The 23,228-nt window shown below is 45.3% G+C and carries 17 protein-coding genes and 1 pseudogene; 5 read left to right on the top strand and 13 right to left on the bottom strand.

Going from position 1 to position 23,228, the window contains the following annotated elements; all coding sequences use genetic code 11:
- Genes IGI92_RS00820 through ulaG form a run of 4 tightly spaced genes read right to left on the bottom strand, consistent with a single transcriptional unit; the run spans position 1 to position 3,370 of the window.
- A complete protein-coding gene (locus IGI92_RS00820; protein ID WP_008376531.1) occupies positions 1–294 on the bottom strand; it encodes a PTS sugar transporter subunit IIB in 294 nt (97 codons plus the stop codon).
- Positions 295–317: 23 nt separating this feature from the next.
- Positions 318–1,784, bottom strand: a complete 1,467-nt coding sequence (locus IGI92_RS00815) for a PTS ascorbate transporter subunit IIC (protein WP_016611581.1) — start codon at positions 1,782–1,784, stop codon at positions 318–320.
- Entirely contained in the window at positions 1,785–2,258 is a 474-nt protein-coding gene (locus tag IGI92_RS00810) for a PTS sugar transporter subunit IIA (protein WP_005232715.1), read from the bottom strand.
- Between the two features lie 47 nt (positions 2,259–2,305).
- Entirely contained in the window at positions 2,306–3,370 is a 1,065-nt protein-coding gene (gene ulaG, locus IGI92_RS00805) for an L-ascorbate 6-phosphate lactonase (protein ID WP_005232716.1), read from the bottom strand.
- A 332-nt stretch (positions 3,371–3,702) separates the two neighbouring features.
- On the opposite strand from ulaG, the gene IGI92_RS00800 reads away from it, so the two are divergent.
- Positions 3,703–4,470, top strand: a complete 768-nt coding sequence (locus IGI92_RS00800; RefSeq protein ID WP_005232717.1) for a DeoR/GlpR family DNA-binding transcription regulator — start codon at positions 3,703–3,705, stop codon at positions 4,468–4,470.
- Positions 4,471–4,635: 165 nt separating this feature from the next.
- On the opposite strand, the gene IGI92_RS00795 is transcribed toward IGI92_RS00800, so the two are convergent.
- Positions 4,636–5,658: a YeiH family protein gene (locus tag IGI92_RS00795; protein WP_016619553.1), complete on the bottom strand. Its 1,023-nt coding sequence runs from the start codon at positions 5,656–5,658 to the stop codon at positions 4,636–4,638.
- A 65-nt stretch (positions 5,659–5,723) separates the two neighbouring features.
- On the opposite strand from IGI92_RS00795, the gene IGI92_RS00790 reads away from it, so the two are divergent.
- Both IGI92_RS00790 and uvrC read left to right on the top strand, forming a co-directional pair.
- Complete coding sequence (locus IGI92_RS00790) at positions 5,724–6,575, top strand: LysR substrate-binding domain-containing protein (protein WP_430607646.1); 852 nt, start codon at positions 5,724–5,726, stop codon at positions 6,573–6,575.
- Between the two features lie 232 nt (positions 6,576–6,807).
- Positions 6,808–8,598: an excinuclease ABC subunit UvrC gene (uvrC, locus tag IGI92_RS00785; protein ID WP_060791643.1), complete on the top strand. Its 1,791-nt coding sequence runs from the start codon at positions 6,808–6,810 to the stop codon at positions 8,596–8,598.
- 74 nt (positions 8,599–8,672) lie between these two features.
- On the opposite strand, the gene IGI92_RS00780 is transcribed toward uvrC, so the two are convergent.
- The 3 genes from IGI92_RS00780 to IGI92_RS00770 all read right to left on the bottom strand — a co-directional run bounded on the left by IGI92_RS00780 (position 8,673) and on the right by IGI92_RS00770 (position 12,515).
- The gene (locus tag IGI92_RS00780; RefSeq protein ID WP_430607643.1) at positions 8,673–9,413 is read right to left on the bottom strand and encodes a GntR family transcriptional regulator; all 741 of its coding nucleotides are present in this window, start codon (positions 9,411–9,413) and stop codon (positions 8,673–8,675) included.
- 186 nt (positions 9,414–9,599) lie between these two features.
- Positions 9,600–10,880 (bottom strand): PTS sugar transporter subunit IIC, encoded by a 1,281-nt coding sequence (locus IGI92_RS00775; protein ID WP_061053571.1) that lies wholly within the window; start codon positions 10,878–10,880, stop codon positions 9,600–9,602.
- A gap of 246 nt (positions 10,881–11,126) precedes the next feature.
- On the bottom strand, positions 11,127–12,515 hold the full coding sequence (locus IGI92_RS00770; protein ID WP_430607639.1) for a glycoside hydrolase family 1 protein: 1,389 nt from the start codon (positions 12,513–12,515) through the stop codon (positions 11,127–11,129).
- 159 nt (positions 12,516–12,674) lie between these two features.
- Here IGI92_RS00770 and celB point away from each other — a divergent pair, with 159 nt between their 5' ends.
- Entirely contained in the window at positions 12,675–13,946 is a 1,272-nt protein-coding gene (celB, locus tag IGI92_RS00765; protein WP_005226670.1) for a PTS cellobiose transporter subunit IIC, read from the top strand.
- Positions 13,947–14,054: 108 nt separating this feature from the next.
- On the top strand, positions 14,055–14,771 hold the full coding sequence (locus IGI92_RS00760; protein ID WP_005226669.1) for a GntR family transcriptional regulator: 717 nt from the start codon (positions 14,055–14,057) through the stop codon (positions 14,769–14,771).
- Between the two features lie 73 nt (positions 14,772–14,844).
- Here the strand turns inward: IGI92_RS00760 and IGI92_RS00755 are convergent, their stop codons facing one another.
- From IGI92_RS00755 to IGI92_RS00735, 5 genes and pseudogenes are all read right to left on the bottom strand, one after another.
- Positions 14,845–17,307 carry a heavy metal translocating P-type ATPase gene (locus IGI92_RS00755; protein WP_430607635.1) on the bottom strand — a complete coding sequence of 821 codons (2,463 nt, stop codon included), beginning with the start codon at positions 17,305–17,307 and terminating at the stop codon, positions 14,845–14,847.
- Positions 17,308–17,568: 261 nt separating this feature from the next.
- Entirely contained in the window at positions 17,569–19,005 is a 1,437-nt protein-coding gene (locus tag IGI92_RS00750; protein WP_016619547.1) for a glycoside hydrolase family 1 protein, read from the bottom strand.
- A gap of 167 nt (positions 19,006–19,172) precedes the next feature.
- Positions 19,173–20,938: pseudogene (locus IGI92_RS00745) on the bottom strand (ABC transporter ATP-binding protein).
- Positions 20,904–22,646, bottom strand: coding sequence for an ABC transporter ATP-binding protein (locus IGI92_RS00740; protein ID WP_430607632.1), 1,743 nt, complete (start codon positions 22,644–22,646; stop codon positions 20,904–20,906). Before IGI92_RS00740 ends, IGI92_RS00745 begins: the two are co-directional and overlap by 35 nt.
- Positions 22,643–23,083 (bottom strand): MarR family winged helix-turn-helix transcriptional regulator, encoded by a 441-nt coding sequence (locus IGI92_RS00735; RefSeq protein WP_016611594.1) that lies wholly within the window; start codon positions 23,081–23,083, stop codon positions 22,643–22,645. The genes IGI92_RS00740 and IGI92_RS00735 overlap by 4 nt, the downstream gene beginning before the upstream one ends.
- Positions 23,084–23,228: the final 145 nt, after the last annotated feature.

Below are 23,228 nucleotides of genomic sequence, written 5' to 3'. Positions count from 1 at the left end.
CTACTCCTTTGAAAGACCCGCTTCTCTGACCCGCTCAATGATTTCTTTTGGAGACATCACATTTCTGACCCCGATTACTGTTACGCCCTTTTCTTTTGCTTTATCGAACATATTGACAAAGTTCATTGGCGTAAAGACCACATCGTAATTCTTGGCGGTGCTTTTGCCTTCGGAAATCGCGCAGTGGTGGATAGAGGTGATTGTGATCCCTTCAGACTTCAAAGCTTTTTCAACACTCCGCATCATCATCAAACTTGTTCCTGATCCATTTGCACAAGATACTAATACTCTCATCTTTTTTTCCTCCTAAGAATTTATTATTTTTGTTTTTCTACATACGCATCGTAATCATCTACGATCAAGAAATATCCTTCTGGATCTCTGCGGTACTGCAATTGCGGAATCACTAATAAGATCACCACCACAAGAACCACACCAATGATGCCTAAGAATTTCATCAATACTGTAAAGAATGGCCAGACGGTCGCCCAGTCGAACATACCAAGATAGCCGCCATATTGGGACAATCCTACCCAAGTAGCGATCAAGGCCGAACCACCGATCTGAATGATGCCTGATAAGAATGGGAAAAGACAAGCCGCCTTGATACCTCCACGGTTGTTGGCAAAAACGGCAATCGCTGCATTATCAAAGAACAGTGGGATAAACCCGGCAATCACGATCGTTGGTGACCGGAACAAAATCAGTAAAGCAATCATTAAAAATTGTCCTAATGCACCGAATAAAAAGCCCACCGTCACAGCATTTGGTGAACCAAAGGCAAAGGTTGCGGCGATATCGATCCCCGGAACAGCACCTGGTAAAATCGTATTTGAGATTCCTTGAAATGACTCGGTCAATTCGGAAACGAAGGTGCGCACACCTAATTGAAGAATTGCTAAGTAGACGGCAAACATCAGTGATGTTTGTAAAATATAAAATAAGAAACTTTGTCCTTCTGCCATAAATCCTGCTGTTATTAAATAATCTTGTCCAAGTGTCACTAAAATGATACCGAAGAAAAAGAGCATCAGGATCGAAGTCGATACCATATTTTCATTGAAGACCGATAAAAAACCCGGTAGTTCGACATCTTCTAATTTCCGATTGGATTTGTTCTTTTTGAACCGTTCCGCAAGTCTCGCAAAGAAATAAACACCAAACATCTGTTGATGGGCAATCGCAAAACCAGCACCTTCCGTCAAATCTTGACAGATGCCCACGGTCAAATTGGAACCAACCGCCCAATAGCAGCCTAAGATCAAGCCCATGACAAGTAAGACTTCGATCCGACCCAAGTCTGGAAAACAAAATAGCAGTAACCAAAAGGCCGTTGCGGCTTGCTGTACTTGCACATTTCCAGTAGTAAAGACGGCCCGCAGCTTCGTATATTTTTTAAAGCGAACGAGTAAGATATTAAAAACAAAGGCAATCAATAATAAGAGCATCGTGTCACCAAAGGTGCGTCCGAATCGTTCTTCAATGCCGGCGGTGATCGCATTTTGACCAAAATACGGGTCAGTGACCATCGCATCTAATTCAAAACGCTCCTTAAGCCCCACCAAGATCGGACGGAAATTATTGACCAATCCACCAGAGCCAATCGTCAAAATCAAGTAACCAACGGTGGCTTTTAAGAAACCTGCGACACATTCAACAAACGGCCGTTTCAATAGTAAGTAACCGATCAGTACAATAAAACCGATCAAAAAAGCTGGCTGCATCAAAATATTCTGAGCAAAGTAATCCCAGCATCTCAATAAGAAATCTCCTACCACTTCCATCTAATCCCTGCTTTCTTTTTGGTCATATTTCTCCATCACCATTTCAAAATCTGCCATCGTTTTTACACCTAATAGATCTTCTACCAGCCCCTCTTCCATCAACATCTCTGATAAACCAGCGATATTGTTCATATGTGCTTCAGCGTTTTTGGCAGCGAGCATAAAGAACAACTGCGCCTCCTTGTCCGGATTATCTTCCTGAAACGAGACGGGCGCTGGAAAAATCGTCAGCCCGATCCCTGTTCCTAAGACGCCTTTGCTTTCTGCTGAAGAATGGGGCATGGCTACTTTGGGAATGATCACAATATAAGGACCGTATTGATGGACATCCCGAATGACATCTTCAATGTACTGATCCGTAATCAACGCCTTTTGCTTTAATCCTTCGCCACTCGCCCAGATAGCAGCTTCCCAGTCTTCGGGCTGTTCATGGTTGATTGCAACCAACTCATTTTCATAAAAATAACGCAGCATTACGTTTGCTCCTTTCAAATTTGGCTTTTGCAGCATCCCCCCTTCTTTTATAAGAAAGAAGGGAATGGCGTATCATTGTCGACCGAAAAAACATCTTTGAAGCCACGATAGAAATTAAATTCAAGATCATCTTTATTCGTTGGGTAGGTGAATTTGCCGCCAACTTGCCAAATATACGGTTTAAACTCATAGTTCAAACGATCTTTTTTAAACTTCCAAATCTCGGTGATCTCTTTTGGATCAGCCATAAAATTGGACCAGATATCATAATGTACGGGAATCACCACTTTGGCATTGAGGGATTCGGCCATCCGCAACATATCGACTGATGTAACTTTGTCGGTGATGCCCCGCGGGTTTTCGCCATATGCACCTAAGCAAACATCGATCTTGTACTGATTCCCATGTTTAGCAAATACATTCGAATAATGAGAATCTCCTGCATGATAAATCGCCCCACCGGAAGTCTCAAACAAGTAATTGACTGCGATACGATCCATGTCCTGTGGCATTTTTCCTTTCAAGCTGGTATCCGGATCTTCACAAGTAATCAGAGCGGTTCGATCGAATGCTTCTAAAGCGACGATTTTCACCTGCCCAATAGTCACTTCATCCCCCGGTTTGACCACGATGGTTTTTTCTTCTGGTATTCCCCATTTCAACCAAGTTGCAACGACTTCATGGGGACCGACGAATTTTGCTTCTGGACAATTTTGATGGACTGCGGCTGCGGTATTGATGTCTAAATGATCGGAATGGATGTGGGTCACCACTAACGCATCCACTCCTTTGATTGCAAATGGATCGATCACAAAGGGCTGAGTCCGTAGGTTAGGCTGCATTTCTTGTACACCACTCATTCGCATCATTTGATGGCCTTTTTTCATTTGCCCATTCCCATGACTGCGCTTGCCAGTGCCACACCAAAGGTCGCATAAAATATTGGTTCCTTCCGCACTCTTCAGCCAAATACCCGTACAGCCTAGCCACCACATGGAAACTGTGCCTTCTTTCACAAGCTCATTTTCAATCTCTTCGTTCAAATAGGTCCCCCATTCTGGAAACGTATTTAAAAGCCAACTCTCTTTCGAAACATCATTTACATGTGCCATTCTTATTCCTCCCTTGCTTATTTACACTTTGATTCTAACATATAGAAAAACGCTTTCAATCTAGTTTTATGTTAATTTAGCTTATTATATGTTAATTAACCCATAAATAAATGTGATTATTTAATATATATGGTAATGTATAGGGGATATGTTAAAATGAGTTCGAAAGAAGAAACAACAAACACATCGTTGCTTCTCAACAAGTGGTGTGGGATCATCACTTGAACTTGCGAGAATGAGGCGAGAAGGTTTTTGCTATGCAAAGGCAATCGCAATCTGGATAAACGATGAAAGACAAGAATAGAATAAAGCGCATGTAAGGAGGAAGTATCGTGAAACGTTCCAATGAAGAAGTGAGGCAAAGGAGAAAACAATTGATCGATCTGATAAAAACATCTGGTTTTTCTGATGTGAAGACCCTCAGTCATCAGTTGGGAGTATCAGAGATGACGATCCGCAGAGACTGTACCGTACTGAGTGAGATGGGTCAGATCAAACAAACCCACGGAAAAATCGAATACTGTGAAGCTTATGAAGATGAAGCGCATCCCACCGACTCGATCGAGTACATCAAAGATCGACTAGCCAAAGAAGCGGCTCGCCAAGTAAAAGATGGCGATACCCTTTTCGTCAATACGAGTACTAGCGCCGCTCAAACGTTGCGCCATCTAACGGACAAACGAATCAGTTTGTTGACGAACAATACAAGTGTGATCCAAATGGAACACCATCCAAAATCAACGATCGTTTTAAGTGGCGGCGAAATACGCTATCCTAAAGCGGCCTTGTCAGGGGATATCGCCGTGGAGTCGTTTTCTCATGTTCGTTCTGATGTTACGATCATTGGTTGTAGTGGGTTAGATTTACAGACCGGCATTTCCACTTCAGTGATCCACGAAGCCAAAGTCAATGCGAAAATCATCGAAAATTCTGGCAAGTTGATCGTTATCGCGGATTATCGAAAAATCGGTAAGCAATCCAATTTTACGATTGGCGCAATTGCGGCTATCGATCTGCTGATCACCGACCATTATTCTGATCCCAAAGTCATCGACTTGATTGAGCAACAAGGTGTTCAAGTCATCCAAGTTCCCGTCTAACCATCTTTGTCGCTAAAAAAAGCCCGACAGTTGATCTGAAAAGCCACGCCTTGCTGCCTCTTCCAACAGAAACAGCAAAGCGTGCCCTTCGATCAACCGTCGTGGCTTTTTTCGTTAAACAATCGTACGCTTCAAACGTGCTTTATGGGATGTGCCTCGTGTGAATTAGAGCCGCAGCAACCAAATCAACGCAACAGCACCCACGGTTTGGACGGCTCCAACGGAAAGACCATAGAATAAAAAGCGCGGTCCTTCTTTTAAAAACTTGCGGAAATCCAGGCGCAAACCGATGGCTGCCAACGCCGTTGTTTCAAACCACGTACTGATAAAATGAGCCCCCTCATTCAACCAGCTAGGCAGCGGCAAGAAGCTGTTCAAGATACAGATGGTCAAGAAGCCCAACACATACCAAGGGATTGGCAGCCGTAGCTTACCTTTGCCTTTGGTTTTGGTGGGGGTCTTTGTCGTCATTCGTTCAAAAACAATGACGACGACTGCCAACATGATGATGCGCGCGATTTTAAAGAGCATCGCGTATTTGACGGTGTCGGCATCAATCAAACTAGCCCCCGCCACGACTTGCCCGACGGATTGCAGTGTGCCGCCAAGTAAGGCGCTTTTTTGCAATAGATCATCGCCGTATAAGGCCAAGCCTAAAAACGGCAGCGTCAGCATCATCACCGTTCCTAAAAGATTGACCAAGGTGATGATCTGCCCTTTTTCTTCATCATCGGCATCAATGGCTGGTGCGATCGCCGCAATCGCAGAGGACCCACAGACAGCATTGCCGCCTGCCATCATCAGGCTCATCTTTTGATTAAAGCCCATTTTTTTCCCTATCAAATAAGCAGCGGTAATGACCAAGCTCATCATCAGCAAAATAAAGAGAAAGCCCCGAAGACCCATTTCACTGATAGTCTGGAAAGTGACGGTAAAGCCCAGCAAAACCACCGAATATTCTAGGAGACGACTTTCCGCAACCTTCGTCCCGACTTGATAGCGTTCTTGCTTGAACAGTGTATTTCCTAAAATGATTCCTAATAAAATAGCAAGGGTTGCTCCCCCTAATTTTGGCACAGCCAAAGCCATGATTCGGGCGATGACGGCTACCGAAAAGGACAGGAACAAACCGGGAAGTATCAAAGCTGTTTGTCGTTGCTTCATTGCTTTCATCCTTTCATATAACATCCATTATACACAGATTGACCGATCAGTAGGATTTATTGGTATAATAGTTATGATTGAATTTTCTAATGGAAGGGATTGCAATGTTAAAATTATTGGAGACTTTTAAGATGGTCTATGAAACGAAAAATTTTTCGAAAGCTGCCGAATTGCTATTTATTTCGCAGCCCACGGTTTCTGCTCAAATCAAGCAGTTGGAACAAGACCTGGATACACCGCTCTTTTTACGCAATGGTCGCAAAAACGTGATCGCCACACCCCAAGCAGAGTACCTTTACGAAAAGGCACTGAATTTATTGGATGAGTGGTCGACGATCACCAGCGAGATCCATACCAACACGCAGCACCAAAGCCACTGTGCCCTAGGCATCTCTCATACCTATGCGATGGCCTTGATGCCTAACTTGATGATTGCTTTATACAACGCCTTTCCCACGGTGCGTTTTCGGGTATCGATGATGAACTCCGCTGAAGTCTTAACAGCGCTTGAACAACATCAACTGGATTTAGGGATCATTGAAAAACCCTTATCCGCACCGAGTATTTTGCGTTTTCCGATTTTGAAAGATCAGCTCGTCTTAGCTGGCGATCCCCAAACCGGTCCTTGGCTCGTCCGAGAAGCGAGTTCTGGTGTCTACTATTACACTAAGCGCTATCTGGAGGAACAGAACATTCAAGGACCGATCATCGAGATCGCCAGCAATGAATTGATCGTCGCTTTGCTGAAACAAGGCTTCGGCTGTTCGATCCTTTCCAAGCGAGCCACCCACGGCATTGGTTATCAACTGCTGGATAAAAACTTTGAGCGCCAATTTTACCTCATCCAGCGCAAAGTAGTCACAGAACCAGCCATTGAGGGATTGCGGACCTTCATTCAGGAGTGGTCGCAAAACGATCCCTCACAGGTGGCAAGCGTATAAAAACAAACTGATTTTTTGGGGGAACCACCGCCTCGTGGGATTTCTTAACCTTTTCTTACGATTACGCTTCCTCGCTGCCGATCTGGTCCGATTGATTGTTTCTTAAGAAATTTGTGCTAAAATGAGGAGTACTGGCTATGGGCTCTAACGTTCCCCTTTTTGAGGGAAACTTAGACCGCCCTTTGACTACTTATGCAGTTCGTGAAGCAAACCAGTAAGAAAGGATCTTGAAATGAACGAACAAATCAAGAACAAATTAGCGCTGCTTCCTGATCAACCTGGTTGTTATTTAATGAAAGATAAAAATAACAAAATCATCTATGTTGGGAAAGCCAAAATTTTAAAAAATCGTGTCCGTTCGTATTTTACCGGCAGCCACGATACGAAAACCGAACGGCTCGTTCAAGAAATCAATGATTTTGAGTACGTCGTTACCGAATCAAATACGGAAGCTTTATTGCTGGAAATCAATTTGATTCAAAAAAACAAACCAAAATACAATATCATGTTAAAGGACGACAAGTCGTATCCTTTTATTAAAGTGACTAAAGAGCGCTATCCGCGTCTGATCATCACTCGTAAAGTTTTAAAAGACGGGGCTTTATATTTTGGCCCTTATCCTGATGCACGAGCAGCCAACGAAACCAAACGGGTGCTGGATCGTCTCTTTCCTTTGCGAAAGTGCGGTCCTTCTCAAAAGCGCCCTTGTCTTTATTATCATTTGGGTCAATGTGTCTGTCCTTATGTCAACAATGTAGACCCCAAGGATTATCAGAAGATCGTTGATCAAGTGAAACACTTTTTCCACGGCGGTCACGTCGATATTTTGAAAGATCTGAAAGAGAAGATGGGCGAAGCCATTGAAACGTTAGAGTTTGAGCGAGCGGCTGAGCTGCGGGATCAGATCCAAGCGATTGATACCGTCATGACGCGACAAAAAATGACCCTGACCGACCTGATGGACCGTGATGTCTTTGGCTACAGTGTCGACAAAGGCTGGATGTGTGTCCAAGTCTTCTTTATCCGTCAAGGAAAGCTGATCGAACGAGAAGTCTCTTTGTTTCCTTTCTACAATGAAGCGGATGAAGATTTCTTGACCTTCGTCGGCCAGTTTTACCAAAAGAATGAACACTTCATTCCCAAAGAAGTCTTTGTTCCGCAAAATGTCGATGCTGCCCCATTAGAAGCGCTGTTGGAAACCAAAGTCCTGCAGCCCCAACGAGGCGACAAAAAGAAATTGGTCGATTTGGCCAATAAAAATGCCCGCATTGCCTTGGCCCAAAAATTTGCGTTGATCGAGCGTACTGAAGAACGGACGATCGGTGCAGTGGATCGTCTAGGCGATGCCATGGGGATCGCGACACCTTATCGGATTGAAGCCTTCGATAACTCCCACATCATGGGGACCGATCCGGTTTCTGCAATGGTGGTTTTTGTCGACGGGAAGCCGTTTAAAGATGATTATCGGAAATATAAGATTCGTACCGCACAAGGCGGCGACGATTATGGCTCTATGCAAGAAGTCATCTACCGCCGATACTCTCGTGTCCTAAAAGAAAACCTGCCTTTTCCTGATCTGATCATCATCGATGGTGGGAAAGCCCAAGTCGGTGCCGCCCAAGAAGTGCTGCATAACCAGCTAGGTTTAGATATTCCCGTTGCCGGGTTAGTGAAGAACAACAAACACAAAACCAGCGAGTTGATTTTCGGAGAATTTTTAGATCCGATCCAGCTGGAACGCAATTCTGTCGAATTCTTTTTGCTGCAACGGATCCAAGATGAGGTCCATCGTTTTGCGATCACCTTCCATCGCCAACTGCGCAGTAAAAACAGCTTTTCTTCCAAGCTAGATGAAATTCCTGGCTTAGGACCAAAACGCAAGCAACAGCTCATGAAAACCTTCAAGTCGTTAAAAAACATCCAAGCAGCTTCCGTGGAAGAGATCCAGCAAGCTGGTATTCCCAAAGCCGTTGCGGAAACTATCTTAGCCAAACTAGGCGATCAAAACCAACCCACTTCTTAAGTCAAAACAAAAACGCTCCATAGCCAACAGTAGCTATGAAGCGTTTTTTCGTTGAAGAACCATTTTGTAAGCCATTACTTTTTGCGGTGCTGTAACAGATCAGGCTTCATGTCTAACATGGAATAGCCACGAACATCATACCGATTGCGGCTGCAGGAATAGTCCACTGGACGTCCCGATTCTAAATAGATGATCTGTTCTAATTCCAATACTGGATCATCTGCTTGGCACGCTAAATAGGTTTGATCGTATTCATCACTTTTGGCAGCCTGAAAATTCCGATAAGCACCAGCAAATTTGTAGCCTAACTCTTGCAACAGATAGTCATAGACGGATTCTTCCAAGATCTCTTTCGTCAAACCGCTGACCAGATCCAACGGCATATAGGAATGCTCGAGTATGTATGGATTGCCTTCTAAGATCCGCAAACGGATCACATGGTAGATTGGTTGTTCGGCAGTGATCTGAAGCATCTCTTGAATTCTTGTTGTAGGAAAACAGACTTCAAAGGTGATGACTTGGCTAGTCAACGTCCGTTTTTCTTGTTTCATCTGATAGCTCAGGCCTTTGTATTCTGTCACCGATGAGGTATCTTTGCCCCAAAAGGAATGATTCAAAACTTTGGTCCCTAAGCCGCGCTTTGTCAGCAGCAAGCCTTCCATAATCAGGATATTCACCGCATTTTTAATCGTCATTCGGCTGACGCCAAACTCTTCCACTAACTCTGTTTGATAAGGTAAAAGACTGTCTTTCGGATAAGTTCCGTCCTTGATTCTTTTACGCAGAACATCTGCGATCTCCATATATTTGGGCATTTTGCCACCTCCAAAACGTGTGTTGTATTGATTGAAAAACGAGAAAAGAACCGGCCAAACGAAAAGAGTGTCATCACACCACTGCACCTTCCAATGAAGCAGTGTGATAAGGGGTATTGCACTCTGATCGCGGCCGGATAAGGTCTATTACGTTTGGCGCTTGTTTCTAATCGACTCGATCAGACATTACGCATTTTTTAAACGGCGTGTTTCTTGAATTTGCGCCATTTTCACGAATGGCAAGTAGATAACGACCGATAAGATCAAGTTAACAGCTGCCAAGATTCCGCCAGCAATACTTTGTGTCGACAAAATACCGCCGATGATTGGTGGCGTCGTCCATGGTGCGATGACGGTACTTGCAGGAACTAAGCCAGTTGCAGTTGCAAAATAAGCAGTCGTGACTAAAACAAGTGGTGTCAACACATATGGGATGAACAAGATTGGGTTCAAGACAACGGGTAACCCAAACATCACTGGTTCATTGATCATGAACACACCTGGTGCAACGGATAGTTTTGCGACAGTCATATACGCTTTATGATGACGAGCAACTAAAAAGATCGCAATCAGAAGACCTAGTGTCGCGCCTGTTCCGCCGATGTTCACGAAAGAATCAAAGAATGGTTTGTTGACGATATAAGGCAAATCTGTTCCTGCTTCTAATGCTCGTGCGTTTGCTTCGATCGCTGGCACATTGATCGTTTGCATGAACGGGTCGATGATGTTGGCACCATGCAAACCAAAGAACCATAAGAATGCAGAGATAAAACCTAATAGCAAAGCAGCTGGGTAAGAGTTTGCCAAGCCCATGAATGGTTGTTGCACCAATTCATAGAAAGACAATACGATACTTGTCACACCAAATGCTTGGAAAATTGCTGTAAACAAAGCAAAGATCGATACGGTGATCATTGCTGGGAATAACGCAGCAAATGAACGTGATACTGCTGGTGGTACGCCATCAGGCATGTTGATGACTAAGCGTGGGTTGCCAGCTAGACGACGGAAGATCTCAGTAGAAATGATCGATACGATTAATGCTAAAAATAATCCTTGAGAACCAAGTCCGGCAGCTGTTAACAAACCATCTGGGCCTGTCGCCATTGCACCTAATGCGAAGAAACTTGCAACTGAGATCGCCCCAGCACCTAATGCGTCTTGATTGTAGCTTTTAGCTAAATTATACGCGACTGTGAAAGCGATTAACAGACCAAGTATTGAAAAAGTACCTGCTGACAAGTTGTTCCCAAAGGCTTGCCATGTCCCTTCACCAAAAATGCCATTCATAAAATCAATATAGGCAGGAATTGGTAAGTTGTTGATCAATACCCCAAAAGAGCCTAAGATCATCAACGGCATCGTTACGATAAATCCGTCACGAATGGCCACTAGATGTCTTTGAGAGCCTATTTTAGAAGCGATCGGAATAAAGTGCTTCTCCATAAATCCAATAAATTTATCCATTGTTTTTTCTCCTTTCAAACCCTAAACAAAATAATGAAACCGATTTCTACTAAAGAATACCACGAGAACGTTTCCATGTCTAGTCTTTTATTTATCAAAACTGCGCTTTTGTTTAACCCAGCTTATCATTTGCAAAAACAGGTGGTTTTTTAATAGAGAATGCCCTTCGGAACAAGACAGAAAAATCCGCGATTTTACACAAAAAAAGCAATGCTGATTCCTACAGCATTGCTTTTTTCATTGTTATTAAAAGCCGTTATTATCTGAAACTTCTTTAAACCAACGACCTGATTTTTTCACCGTTCGTTTAGCATCATTTGCTAAGTCAACGGAGATAAATCCGTAACGGTTCTTGTAAGCATTGGTCCAGGACCAGTTGTCCATGCAGGTCCACATATGGTAGCCAACACAATTGGTTCCTTCTTGGATCGCTTGGTGGACGTACTTCAAGTGGTCAGAGACAAATTCGATGCGGTAATCATCTTCGATCACGCCATCAGCATTGACGAAACGTTCTTCTCCTTCGACACCCATGCCATTTTCAGAAATGTAGCACTTGATATTGCCATAGTTTTCTCGCGTGTTCGTCAAAATATCATAGATCCCTTTTTCATAGATTTCCCATCCACGATACGGGTTCATTTTCTTGTTCGGCATATCATAGTTATCAAAGTAATCATCAGGCATTGGACTTTTCGCTTCATCGATCGGTGATTCTTTCTTCATGATACGACGAGGTTGGTAATAATTGATCCCCAACAAGTCGATCGTATTTTCGCGAATCGTTTGTAAATCATCGACTTCCATCGCTGGTACCATATCCAATTCCTTGACGATGGTCACTAATTCTTCTGGGAACGTGCCTTTGACCGCAGGGTCTAAGAAAGAACGATTAAAGAAGGCATCCGCGATTTGCGCTGCTTTGACATCCTCTGGATCGTTCTCATCTCTTGGATAGCTTGGCGTCAAGTTCAAGATGATGCCGATCTCCCCATCAAGGTTCATCTCATGATAGACTTTGATGGCTTTAGCACTCGCCAACGTTTCGTGGAACCCAACTTGGACTGCATGTTTCATGTTGATCTCATTCGGATAATGGAATTGGTAAAGATAGCCGCCTTCAACAGGGACGATCGGTTCATTATGAGTGAACCATTTCTTGACACGATCACCAAATAACGTAAAGCAGGTTTGCGCAAACGCAACATAGGCATCCACGGTCTCTCGGTTCAACCAGCCGCCTTTTTCTTGCAGCGCCATTGGCATATCGAAGTGGTATAAATTCATGAAAGGTTCGATCCCGTTGGCGATCAACTCATCAATGTAGGCATTGTAAAAATCAACGGCTTTTTGATTGACTTCTCCTTTGCCTTGCGGGAAGAGACGACTCCATTGGATCGACGTCCGAAACGTCGTATGGCCGGTTTCTTTCATGAGTTGAATATCTTCTTGATAGCGTGTATAGACTTGCGAGGTTTTTTCAGGACCTACCTCATTGAAAAATTTCTCTGGTTCCTGCTGATACCAGTAATCCCAGATGCTTGCCCCTTTGCCATCACCTTCAAATACACCTTCTGTTTGTGGGCCACTAGCGGCTGACCCCCACCAAAAGCCTGCTGGAAATTGATAATCCATCTTCATTCACTCCTCATTTTTTCTTTGCTGCCCTAATCATAAAGGAAGCAGTTACAAAAATCAATCTTTTTCAAAATAAATGTATAGACATTTAAAATAAAACATGATACATTATCAATGTAATCGATTGCAAAAAGAAATTTAAGGAGTGAACTAATAATGAATGGTTTTATGGACAAGTTATCTGAAAAGATTTTGCCCTTGGCGAATGCCTTAGGACAAAATCGCTATCTGACCGTCTTGCGGGACGCATTTATGCTTTCGTTCCCAATCACTATGTTTGGATCGATCGTGGTCGTTTTAAACAACCTGCCCTTCTTCAGTGATGCCACTAAAGGAACATTAGGAACGCTGTTTGGCAATGGGCAAAATGCAACAATGAGTATCATGACTGTTTTCGTTACTTTCGGTATCGGCTATTATTTATCAAAATCATATGATGTGGAAGGGATTTTTGGCGGCGCCGTTTCTTTTGCCAGCTTTTTGATCTTAACTCCTTTCTTTATGACTACTGAATCTGGCGAAACGATCTCCGGCGTGCTGTCTCTTGATCGTCTTGGCGCAAAAGGGATGTTTATCGGGATGATCGCAGCATTTTTAGCAGCTGAAATCTATTGCCGCATCACAAAACGCGGCTGGCAGATCAAAATGCCTGATGGGGTGCCACCAGCAGTTTCTAAATCTTTTGCCGCTTTGATTCCAGCAATTATCACCTTAACGGTATTTTTAGTGATCAATGCCATCATGACGGGTGTCTTCAATGCCAACTTGCATGACTTGGTTTATGAATTGATCCAAAAACCATTGACTGGACTAGGCAGCAGCTTGCCAGCAACTCTATTGGCTTTGTTCTTTGTCCAATTCCTTTGGTTCTTCGGTCTACATGGTCAAATCATCGTCAACTCTGTGATGGACCCGATTTGGAATACATTAATGTTAGACAACTTAGAAGCGTATCAAAATGGGGATGCACTGCCGCATATCGTCACAAAACCATTTATGGAAACCTTCACCGTTGGATTAGGCGGTTCTGGTATGACGTTAGCAGTTGTTATCTTGATGGCTTTTGTATTGAAGAAAAAACAATACCGCGATGTTGGTCGTTTGGCTTTAGCACCAGGGATCTTTAACGTCAACGAACCAGCAATCTTCGGTATGCCGATCGTCTTGAATGCGACGATCCTGATTCCTTGGGTCGTGGCACCTCTTGTGGTAACGACCTTCAACTACTTAGTGATGGCGGCTGGACTTGTTCCTGCACCAACTGGTGTTTCTGTTCCTTGGACCGTTCCAGTGGTCTTCAGTGGTGTCTTAGCAACCAACTCTTGGTTAGGTGGTTTGCTGCAAGTCATTGACGTGGTGATCGTCGGCTTAATCTGGTATCCATTCTTACGTGTTTTAGATCGTCAAGCAGAACCATCGATCGATTAAGCGCAACGGCTGGCTGAATTTTTTCAGTCAGCCGTTCTTTTTATAAAAAAACCAAGGTTTGATTGTCGAAACCGCTTTTTTCAGCTATACTTCTTGCGAGGTGATCAGATGCCAAAATACCAAGAAATTGCCAATATTTTACGCACACGTATCAAAAACAAAACGTATCCGCCTGACAGCTTACTGCCGAATCAAACTGATTTAGTCGAAGAATTCGGAGTCAGCCGGATGACCGTCAAAAAAGCCATCGGTATTTTAGCCATGGAAGGACTGGTTTATTCTCAGCGGGGCGCTGGAACAAAAATATTGAACCACCCATTCTTAAAAAAAGACACCACTGCTTTAACGGTCTATGAAGGCTTGTCAACAGAAATGGGCAAAGCTGGCCGCAAGCTAGTCAGTCAGGTCATCGATTTTCAAGTCGAATTTCCTGACCAAACGATCCAAGAAAAGTTGATGTTGACGGAAGAACAGCCGATCTATAGTATTGTCCGCTTGCGGATTCTTGAAGACCAGCCGTTTATTTTAGAATATACCTATATGCCGGTCCATTTGGTGCCCAATTTAACTCGTGGCCATTTAGAAAGTTCTATCTATCGTTATGTCAAAGAGGAACTAGGGGTCCAGTTTGCTGGGGCCTACCGCACCATCGCCGCTGATAAAAGTACCGCGTACGATCAACAGTATTTGGACTGTAAAGCCGATGATCCGGTCTTAGAGATCGAACAGATCGTCTATCAGAAAAATGGCTCACCTATCGAATTTTCCCGTAGTCGCAACCGTTATGACGTGCGGGCCTACTCTTATTTAGATGTCCAGCACTAAAAAGACCTATCCACGGTTTTCTTCCATCAGAAACCGTGGGCAGGTCTTTTTGTTGGTGCATTCGTTGCTTCGTTTATTTTTTTGCTGAGGGTTGGAATCGTTTCAGCCGCAAGGCATTTAATAAAACGGATACCGAGCTGAAGCTCATGGCCGCCCCGGCGATCATTGGATTGAGCAAGGGGCCGCCGAAAAGATGCAACACACCCATTGCGACAGGAATGCCTAAGACGTTATAAGCAAAAGCCCAGAAAAGATTTTCTTTGATGTTTTTGATGGTTGCCCGACTTAACTCGATCGCTGATGGGACGTCCATCAGATCGCTGCGCATCAGTACGATGTCTGCCGATTCGATGGCGACATCGGTACCAGAGCCAATCGCGATCCCTACATCGGCTTGGGCTAACGCCGGCGCATCATTGATCCCGTCACCTACCATCGCAACCTTTTGGCCTTTGGCTTGCAGGCCGGCTACTTTGGCGGCTTTATCTTCTGGCAAGACGTCACTGATTACTTCATCGATACCGACTTGTTTGGCGATGGCTTGGGCTGTCCGAGCATTGTCGCCCGTGATCATTGCTACGTACAAGCCCATTTGATGCAACCGCTCAATGGCTTTTCGACTGCTTTCTTTGATAGTATCTGCCACAGCGATGATCCCGATCGCTTCGCCGTCTTTGGCAACATACATCGGTGTTTTCCCTTCGTGAGCCAATTGTTGGGCTTGCTCGATCAGGCCATCGATGGCAACGTTTTGTTTTTCCAGCCATTTCTGGTTGCCTAATAGGACTGGACTGCCAGCAATCGTGCCTTGAATCCCATGCCCCGGAATCGCTTCAAACCCGTCAACTTCTTGCAGGGCGAGGGCTTGCTTGCGGGCTTCGATCACAATGGCTTCGCCTAATGGATGTTCTGAGCCTTTTTCAACAGAAGCCGCCAGTTGCAGCAATTCCGTCGGCGTGTGGTTGCCGGCAGGCAGGAGATCGGTTACGACTGGTTTGCCTTCTGTGATCGTGCCGGTTTTATCAAAGACGATTGTCGTCACGTTTCTAGCTGTTTCTAACGCATCGCCGCTTTTGATCAAGACGCCATTTTCTGCCCCTTTGCCCGCACCCACCATGATGGCGGTCGGTGTCGCTAATCCTAAAGCACACGGACAAGCAATCACTAATACAGAGATCGTAATGGTCAATGAGAAGATCCAGGTTTCTTGTCCTAAGAAAAACCAGGCAAGTCCTGCAAAAACCGCCAAGACCATGACGATCGGGACAAACACACCCGAAACTTTATCTGCCATGCGGGCAATCGGCGCTTTGGAGCCTTGGGCATTTTCTACTAACTGAATGATTTGCGCCAACGTTGAATCTTCTCCCACATTGGTGGCTTCGTATTGAAACGAGCCATTTTTGTTGATACTGGCGCCGATCACCCGATCACCGACTTGTTTTTCGATAGGTAAGCTTTCTCCGGTGATCATTGATTCATCGATGGCAGAGCGTCCTTGGGTAACGATCCCATCCACAGGAATCTTTTCACCAGGTCGTACGACTAAGATATCGCCGGCTGCGACTTCTTCAATACCCACTTCGACTTCTTCGGCTTGATTCCCGCTTCCGCGAAGCACACGGGCTTTTTTCGGTGCGAGATCCAACAACTTCTTGATGGCTTCGGAGGTTTTGCCCTTCGAGACCGACTCAAGGTATTTTCCTAAGGTCACTAATGCCAAAATAACGGCGGCCGTTTCATAGTACAAGTGCATCGCATAGTGGGTCGTGCCCAGGTAGACCATCACGGTTCCATAAATACTATAAAAGAAGGCAGCACTGGTTCCCAATGCGACGAGGGAATCCATGTTAGGATGGCCTTTCCAAAGCGCTTTGAAACCAGCAATGTAAAAGGCGCGACCGAGGACCATCACCGGTAAGACTAAAATCAATTGAGTGGTAACGAAATTGACTGGATAGGCCATTGGATCTAAAAAGCCAGGGATCGGCAAACCGATCATTTCCCCCATCGTCAAATAGAACAAGGGGATCGTAAAGAGCGCCGAAAGCCAAAACCGTTGCCATAAAGCACGAATCTCTGCCTGTTTTGAATCCGCCTTGTCGGCAGAAGCGGTCGGCAGCTGTGCGTCATAGCCCGCCTCTTTCACGGCAGCTGCGATCTTCGCGGCGGACACTTGGTCTTGTTGATAGCTGACCGTCAGTTTTTCTGTCGCCAGATTGACGGAGGCTTGCTCCACACCCGCTAATTTTTGGACAGCTTTTTCTACTGTTTGGGCACAAGACGCACAGGTCATGCCCGAGATGGCAAAGGTCTCTTGTCTTTGAGAGCCGATCAGTTGATAGCCCGCTGCTTTGATGGCCGCAGCGAGTGTTTCTTCGGTGAGCTGCTGCTCATCATAACGAATATGTAATTTTTCAGTAGCCAAATTGACAGCTGCTTGGTCGACCCCCGCCAGCTTGCTGACTGTTTTTTCGACTGTCTGGGAACAAGACGCACAGGTCATCCCTTTTACCCCATAATTCTTTTCGATCATTGTTTCCTTCCTCCTTGCTTGCTATGCAAACCCATTCACCTTTTATGTTTACAGTTGTAATCTTCTTCTACTTTACAATTATCGTTTACACTTGTCAACGATAATACTCAAAAAAAGGACGTTCTCCTTTGAAGCGGCCCAAAAAGCGAAACTTTTGGTCTACCTTTGGGCGGTCGCTACAGGTGGAACGTACTTTTTCTAAGAAACGATCACTGCCGTTGCAGGGGTCGTTTCGCTTATTCAGGTATTGGCTTTAGGAGGCTAGCACTCTTGCCCGTTGGTTTTGATCAGCTCTTGATACCAGTAGAAGCTGTCTTTCTTGTAGCGTGCCAGTGACCCTTCTTGGGTTTCATCTTGGTCGACGTATACAAAGCCATAGCGTTTTTGGTAGCCGTTCAACCAGCTTAGCAAATCAGTGAAGGACCAGGTGCAATAGCCAAGAACTTCCGCGCCGTCGCTGATCGCTTCTTTGATGGCATGGACATGCCCTGCTAAATAATCGATGCGGTATTGGTCATGGATTTGGTGATCGTCTGTTAGTTTATCGTATTCACCAAGTCCGTTTTCCGTAATGATCACAGGCACCCGATAACGGCTAGTGATTCGGCGTAAAGCGATCCGCAGCCCTTGAGGATCGATCTCCCAATCCCAATTCGTCCGTTCCACAAATGGATTTTCAGCTTTTTTGAACATTCCTGGTGTCCCGGTTTCTTCGGAGCTACCTTTTTTCCCAGTGGTGTTCATTTTACCGGCACCGACACCATCTAATGGATTGTAGGCATTCGTTGCTGTTTGGTAATAGTTGATCCCTAAGAAATCTGGTTTTGCTGAACGCAGCAAGTCCATGTCTCCTGGTTCGATCGTAGGCGCGATCCCTTGCTCGTTCAAGTAATTCATTGCGGCAATCGGGTATTCGCCCCAAAGATAGACATCTAACCAATAGTGCGCCATCAAGTCTTCGGCATTTTCAGCTGCCAAAATATTTTTCGGGTCGCTGTTGATTGGGTAGTTTGGTGAGTAGGCGAAACTTGGTCCGATTTTCCCTGGGATTTCCATCTCGTGGAACTTGTTGATCACCGAAGCATTCGCCAAGTTAGCGATATGATTGACTTCATACATCCGTTTAGGATCGGTCACTCCTGGTGGATGGGCAGCCAAAAGATAGCCTAAAGAAGTAAAGATATTTTGTTCATTCAAGCTGACCCAATAGTGAACTTTGCCGCGAAAGGCTTCAAATAATACGGCCGCATAGTTGGTGAAATCTTCAATGATTTTGCGAGATTCCCAGCCGCCGTATTCTTCTTGCAACGTACGTGGCAGATCCCAATGGTACAAGGTCACCATCGGTTCAATCCCTGCTTTAATCAGCTCATCGATCAATGCTAAATAAAAGTCTAACCCTGCTTGATTGACTTCTCCTCGTCCTTCTGGAAAAATCCGTGTCCATGCAATGGAAAAACGATAGGTTTTCAATCCTTGTTCTTTCATCAAGGCAACATCTTCTTTGAAGCGGTGGTAATGGTCGACCGCGACATCTCCGTTCGTTGCTTTAAAGGTTTTGCCTGGAATGCGGACAAAATCGTCCCAAACTGAAGCGCCTTTGCCATCTTCTTGCCATGCGCCCTCTACTTGATAGGCTGCTGATGCTGAACCCCATAAGAAATCGTTGGGGAATTCTTTTAGTTGTTTATGATCCAATTGTTTCCCTTCTTTCTGTTTGATGATACCCCTTTCTTAAGTATACCGATAATTGCCTGATTTGTCATAAGAAGATTTTGTACCTGTGCCAAGAAAGCCGATGGCACACAAAAAACATCCGTACAAGCAGTGGGTTACTCCTTGTACGGATGCGGACTAGTTATGGATCATGCGTCAAATTGTGCCTGATAGAGTGCGGCATAACGCCCCTCTTTGGCTACTAACTCTTCGTGGGTCCCTTGCTCTACGATATTGCCCTGTTCCACCACGAGGATCGTGTCGGCATGTCGAATCGTGGACAAGCGATGGGCGATCACAAAGGAGGTTTTGCCTTTCATCAATTTGGTCATCGCTGCTTGGATCAGCAGCTCCGTTTGCGTGTCGACATTTGATGTGGCTTCATCAAGAATCAGCAGATCGGCATCTAACAGCATTGCTCGCGCAATCGTCAATAGTTGTTTTTGCCCTTGTGAAATACCGGTCCCGTCTTCAGAAATCAAAGTATCATAGCCTTTTGGCAGGCTCATAATAAAGTCATGGATATGGGCGGCTTGTGCAGCAGCTTGGACTTCTGCCATCGTCGCATTCGCCTTGCCGTAGGCCAAATTTTCAAAAATCGTTCCCGTGAACAGCCACGTGTCTTGCAGCACCATTGCATAGCTTTGCCGTAGGCTGCGGCGTGTCGCTTGGCGGATATTTTTACCGTCTAACCAAATCGCTCCTTGGTCAGGGTCATAAAACCGCATCAAGAGGTTCACGATGGTGGTTTTCCCGGCTCCGGTCGGTCCGACGATCGCGACCAAGCTGCCAGCCGGTACTTCCAACGAAAGGTCTTTGATGATGGGCTGCTGTGCTTGATAGCCGAAGGTCACGTGGTCAAAGGCGACATCACCAGACACCTCATGGTATTCGTAGGCTCCAGGAACATCAGAAACTTCCGGTTCTTCATCCAGCAAACGGAAGATCCGTTCTGCCGCCGCCAATGCCGATTGCAAATCGCTGAAGATGTTGGCTAACTCATTGATTGGTCCTGAGAATTTTCTGGAGTAAAGAACAAAGGAAGAAACATTCCCTAATGTCAGATGACCGAACAAAAACAGCAAGGCGCCAAACATACTGATCAAGGACAATGACAGATTGTTGATAAAGTTGATGGAAGGACCAGTCATACTGCCGTAGTACTCGGCATTGTAATAGGCATCCACCGCTTCTTGGTTTTTTCGTCAAAACGGCTGATGATCGCTTCTTCTTGGTTATACAGCTTGATCGTTTGCTGACCAGAAATAATCTCTTCCACAAAGCCGTTCAGTTCGCCTAATTTGCGAGAACGACGGCGAAACAATGGTTGAAATTTGCTCATCAAAAAGCGGGTCAAAAAGATCGAAGCGGGAACCGTTACGACAAAAATCAGCACCAGCAGCGGCGAAATCAAAACCATCATCACAAACGAACCAATGATCGTCACAAGACTGCTGAGGACTTGAATGGCATCGCTGGCCAATGACGTATTGATGGTATCGACATCATAACTGATGCGGCTGATGATATCCCCAGTGGCGACTCGGTCAAAATACCCAACCGGCAGTTCGGTGATTTTATCAAAAATCGCCTTGCGCATCGCTGCCAACACCCGCTGACTCAAGCGGATCATCATGAGCGAAATCAGATAACTAAGAAGGGAAGACGCAAGATAAAACAGCAGCATCAGCCCACAATAAAAGAAGACTCGGTCAAAAATGACCTTGCCGGGACCCGGTTGAATGGCATCAATGGCGTACCCGGAAAGCAACGGTCCCACCAAGGCGAAGATGTTGCTGACCATCATTAAAATAGCGGCTGCCAACAGGAGTCCTTTGTACTCGTAGAGATAGCTCCACAAACGGCGGAGTGTTTTCTTGCTATCCTGCGGTTTTTCCGTTTTTTTCTTCGGCATCATAGGCACCTCCTGTCTGACCTTGATAAATGGCTTGGTAGATCGCATTATCTGCTAGTAATTCTTGGTGACTGCCAAAACCGTTCATTTGACCATTTTCCAGTACCAAAATTTTGTCGGCATGCTGGATCGAACTGATCCGCTGCGCGATCAAGATCGTCGTCGTCTGTTGAAACTGCTGTTTCAGGACCTTGCGCAACTGAGCGTCGGTCCGATAATCTAGCGCACTGGCGGAGTCATCCAAAATCAAAATTTCCGGATCCCCCGCCAATGCCCGCGATAACAAGACCCGCTGCTTTTGACCGCCGCTTAAATTGCTGCCTTTGGCATGCAGTGGATGGGCTAAGCGCTTGGGCAGTTGATTGATAAACTCCTTGGCTTGGGCGCGAGCCGCCGCTTCTTCGATCTGCTCTTTGGAAAACCGCCGGCCAAAGGCGATATTTTCTTCAATCGTTTCCGCAAAAAGCACGTCTTTTTGTAAGGCGACACCGAATAACTGATGCAATTCCGTCGGATCGATGGAGCGAATGTCGCGACCAGCGATGAGGATCATACCCTTCGTTGGGTCATAGAGCCGCAGCAGTAATTTGACGATCGTTGATTTTCCGCTACCAGTCGCACCGATGATCCCTAAGGTTTCTCCCGGCTGCAAGGAGAAATCGATGTCTTTCAGCACCCGGCTACCGTTAGGATAAGTGAAGGAAACTTTTTCAAAAACGATATGCGCCGACTCTTCTTTGACAGGCGCCTCAATGACTTGCATATTTTGCGGCAGGCGCAAGACGGATTGGATCCGATCGGCAGAAGCCAGCCCCTTCGACACGATTACAAAGATGCGAGTGATACTGAGCATGGCATTCAAAATGATCGTAAAATAGGTCAAAAAGGCAATGATGACCCCTGGTTGGGTCAACCCTTGATTGATGCGAAAGGCACTGACGACGATCACCAATGTCAACCCGATATTCAAAAATAGGTCCATCAGAGGTGGTGTCGCAGCCATGGTTCGATTAGCAGTGGTTTCCGCAGCTACTACGTCTTGATTGACGTGGTCAAAGCGCTTTTTCTCGTAATCTGCTTTAGACAAGGCCTTGATCACCCGAGCCCCAGTTACATTTTCTCGGACAGTCCGCACCAACACATCCACTTGCTTTTGCAATGAGGCAAACAAGGGGATCCCCCGTTTTGAGATCGTGACTGCCGCCACTAAAGTGAAGGGCAAGACGCCTACTAAGACCAGTGTCAAAACGGGATCTAATGTAGCAGTGATCATGATTCCCCCTAATAACAGAATCGGGGCACGAATCCCCATCCGCTGGATCATCCCTACCGTTTGATGGATGTTGTAAGTGTCTGTCGTCAAGCGAGACACCAAGGAAGGAATCCCGACTTCTTCGACTTGCGGAATCGACAGATAGGAAACTTTTTCAAATAAATCATGGCGAATACTACCGGTGGTATCGCGAGCAACACTAGAGGCCATCCGATTGGCGATGATATTGGTGACAACTGCGATGATGGAGCAGACCACCATCGCCCCGCCCCAAGCAAAAATCGCTGATACTTGCTTCGTGGGAATCACAGAATCAATGATATACGCCAAAATCCAAGGCAATAGCAAGTCCATCAATGACCCGAAGAATTTGATGCTGACGCCAAGGGAAATGCGGCCGATATAGGGTTTTAAATATTGAGTCAAAAGATTCATTCCATCGCCTCAACTTTCGCTAAAAGCCGTTGGGAATTTTCTTTGACGATTTCCAGATCAGCGATCAACTGCTGCTGTTGGGCAGCAGAAAAACCTGCTACGACTTGTTCATTCCAGCTTTGAAGCAGCTGTTGGATCTTTGGTTGGACAACAAGTGCTTTTTCGGTTGGATAAACCAGTAATTGTCGTTTGTCGGTGGGACTGCTGGTTCTAGTGACAAATCCTCGTTCTTCTAAGATCGCTAGTTGACGGGCAACATTGCTTTTATTAACAAAAATCTTCTTGGCTAAGGCTTCTTGACTGATCCCCGGTTGACGGCAAATGTTTAAGATATAGGTATGATGCATCCCACCTAAACCAAATTTTTTCAGTTCTTTTTCCCGATAAAGGGTGGCGAGACGGGCAATATGATTGATTGAGCGGATAATGGCTTCCATGAGCACTCCTGCCTTTCTTGGTTCTTCAAAGTGTCTTATCTATTATAAGGAATAATCGTTGCGCACGCAACGATTATTGTTTCTCTCGGAAAAAAATAGGTACACTGTTGCTGATCAACAAAAAAAGAACTTCAGCCCTCTCGCT

Source organism: Enterococcus sp. DIV2379 (genome assembly GCF_050542965.1).
In the GTDB taxonomy this organism is placed as follows: Bacteria; Bacillota; Bacilli; order Lactobacillales; family Enterococcaceae; genus Enterococcus_D; species Enterococcus_D entomosocium.
The sequence above is the reverse complement of the archived record's forward strand: the minus strand, read 5'-3'. Positions and strand labels throughout refer to the sequence as shown.

What these genes read in the sequence shown, in the direction of transcription:
- IGI92_RS00755 (WP_430607635.1), bottom strand. Translation starts at nt 17,307, where the DNA reads ATGATCGAAAAGAATTATGGGGTAAAAGGGATGACCTGTGCGTCTTGT.
- IGI92_RS00770 (WP_430607639.1), bottom strand. Translation starts at nt 12,515, where the DNA reads ATGGATTATCAATTTCCAGCAGGCTTTTGGTGGGGGTCAGCCGCTAGT.
- IGI92_RS00775 (WP_061053571.1), bottom strand. Translation starts at nt 10,880, where the DNA reads ATGGATAAATTTATTGGATTTATGGAGAAGCACTTTATTCCGATCGCT.
- IGI92_RS00820 (WP_008376531.1), bottom strand. Translation starts at nt 294, where the DNA reads ATGAGAGTATTAGTATCTTGTGCAAATGGATCAGGAACAAGTTTGATG.
- IGI92_RS00815 (WP_016611581.1), bottom strand. Translation starts at nt 1,784, where the DNA reads ATGGAAGTGGTAGGAGATTTCTTATTGAGATGCTGGGATTACTTTGCT.
- uvrC (WP_060791643.1), top strand. Translation starts at nt 6,808, where the DNA reads ATGAACGAACAAATCAAGAACAAATTAGCGCTGCTTCCTGATCAACCT.
- IGI92_RS00735 (WP_016611594.1), bottom strand. Translation starts at nt 23,083, where the DNA reads ATGGAAGCCATTATCCGCTCAATCAATCATATTGCCCGTCTCGCCACC.
- IGI92_RS00760 (WP_005226669.1), top strand. Translation starts at nt 14,055, where the DNA reads ATGCCAAAATACCAAGAAATTGCCAATATTTTACGCACACGTATCAAA.
- IGI92_RS00790 (WP_430607646.1), top strand. Translation starts at nt 5,724, where the DNA reads ATGGAAGGGATTGCAATGTTAAAATTATTGGAGACTTTTAAGATGGTC.
- IGI92_RS00780 (WP_430607643.1), bottom strand. Translation starts at nt 9,413, where the DNA reads ATGCCCAAATATATGGAGATCGCAGATGTTCTGCGTAAAAGAATCAAG.
- IGI92_RS00810 (WP_005232715.1), bottom strand. Translation starts at nt 2,258, where the DNA reads ATGCTGCGTTATTTTTATGAAAATGAGTTGGTTGCAATCAACCATGAA.
- IGI92_RS00795 (WP_016619553.1), bottom strand. Translation starts at nt 5,658, where the DNA reads ATGTTATATGAAAGGATGAAAGCAATGAAGCAACGACAAACAGCTTTG.
- IGI92_RS00740 (WP_430607632.1), bottom strand. Translation starts at nt 22,646, where the DNA reads ATGAATCTTTTGACTCAATATTTAAAACCCTATATCGGCCGCATTTCC.
- celB (WP_005226670.1), top strand. Translation starts at nt 12,675, where the DNA reads ATGAATGGTTTTATGGACAAGTTATCTGAAAAGATTTTGCCCTTGGCG.
- ulaG (WP_005232716.1), bottom strand. Translation starts at nt 3,370, where the DNA reads ATGGCACATGTAAATGATGTTTCGAAAGAGAGTTGGCTTTTAAATACG.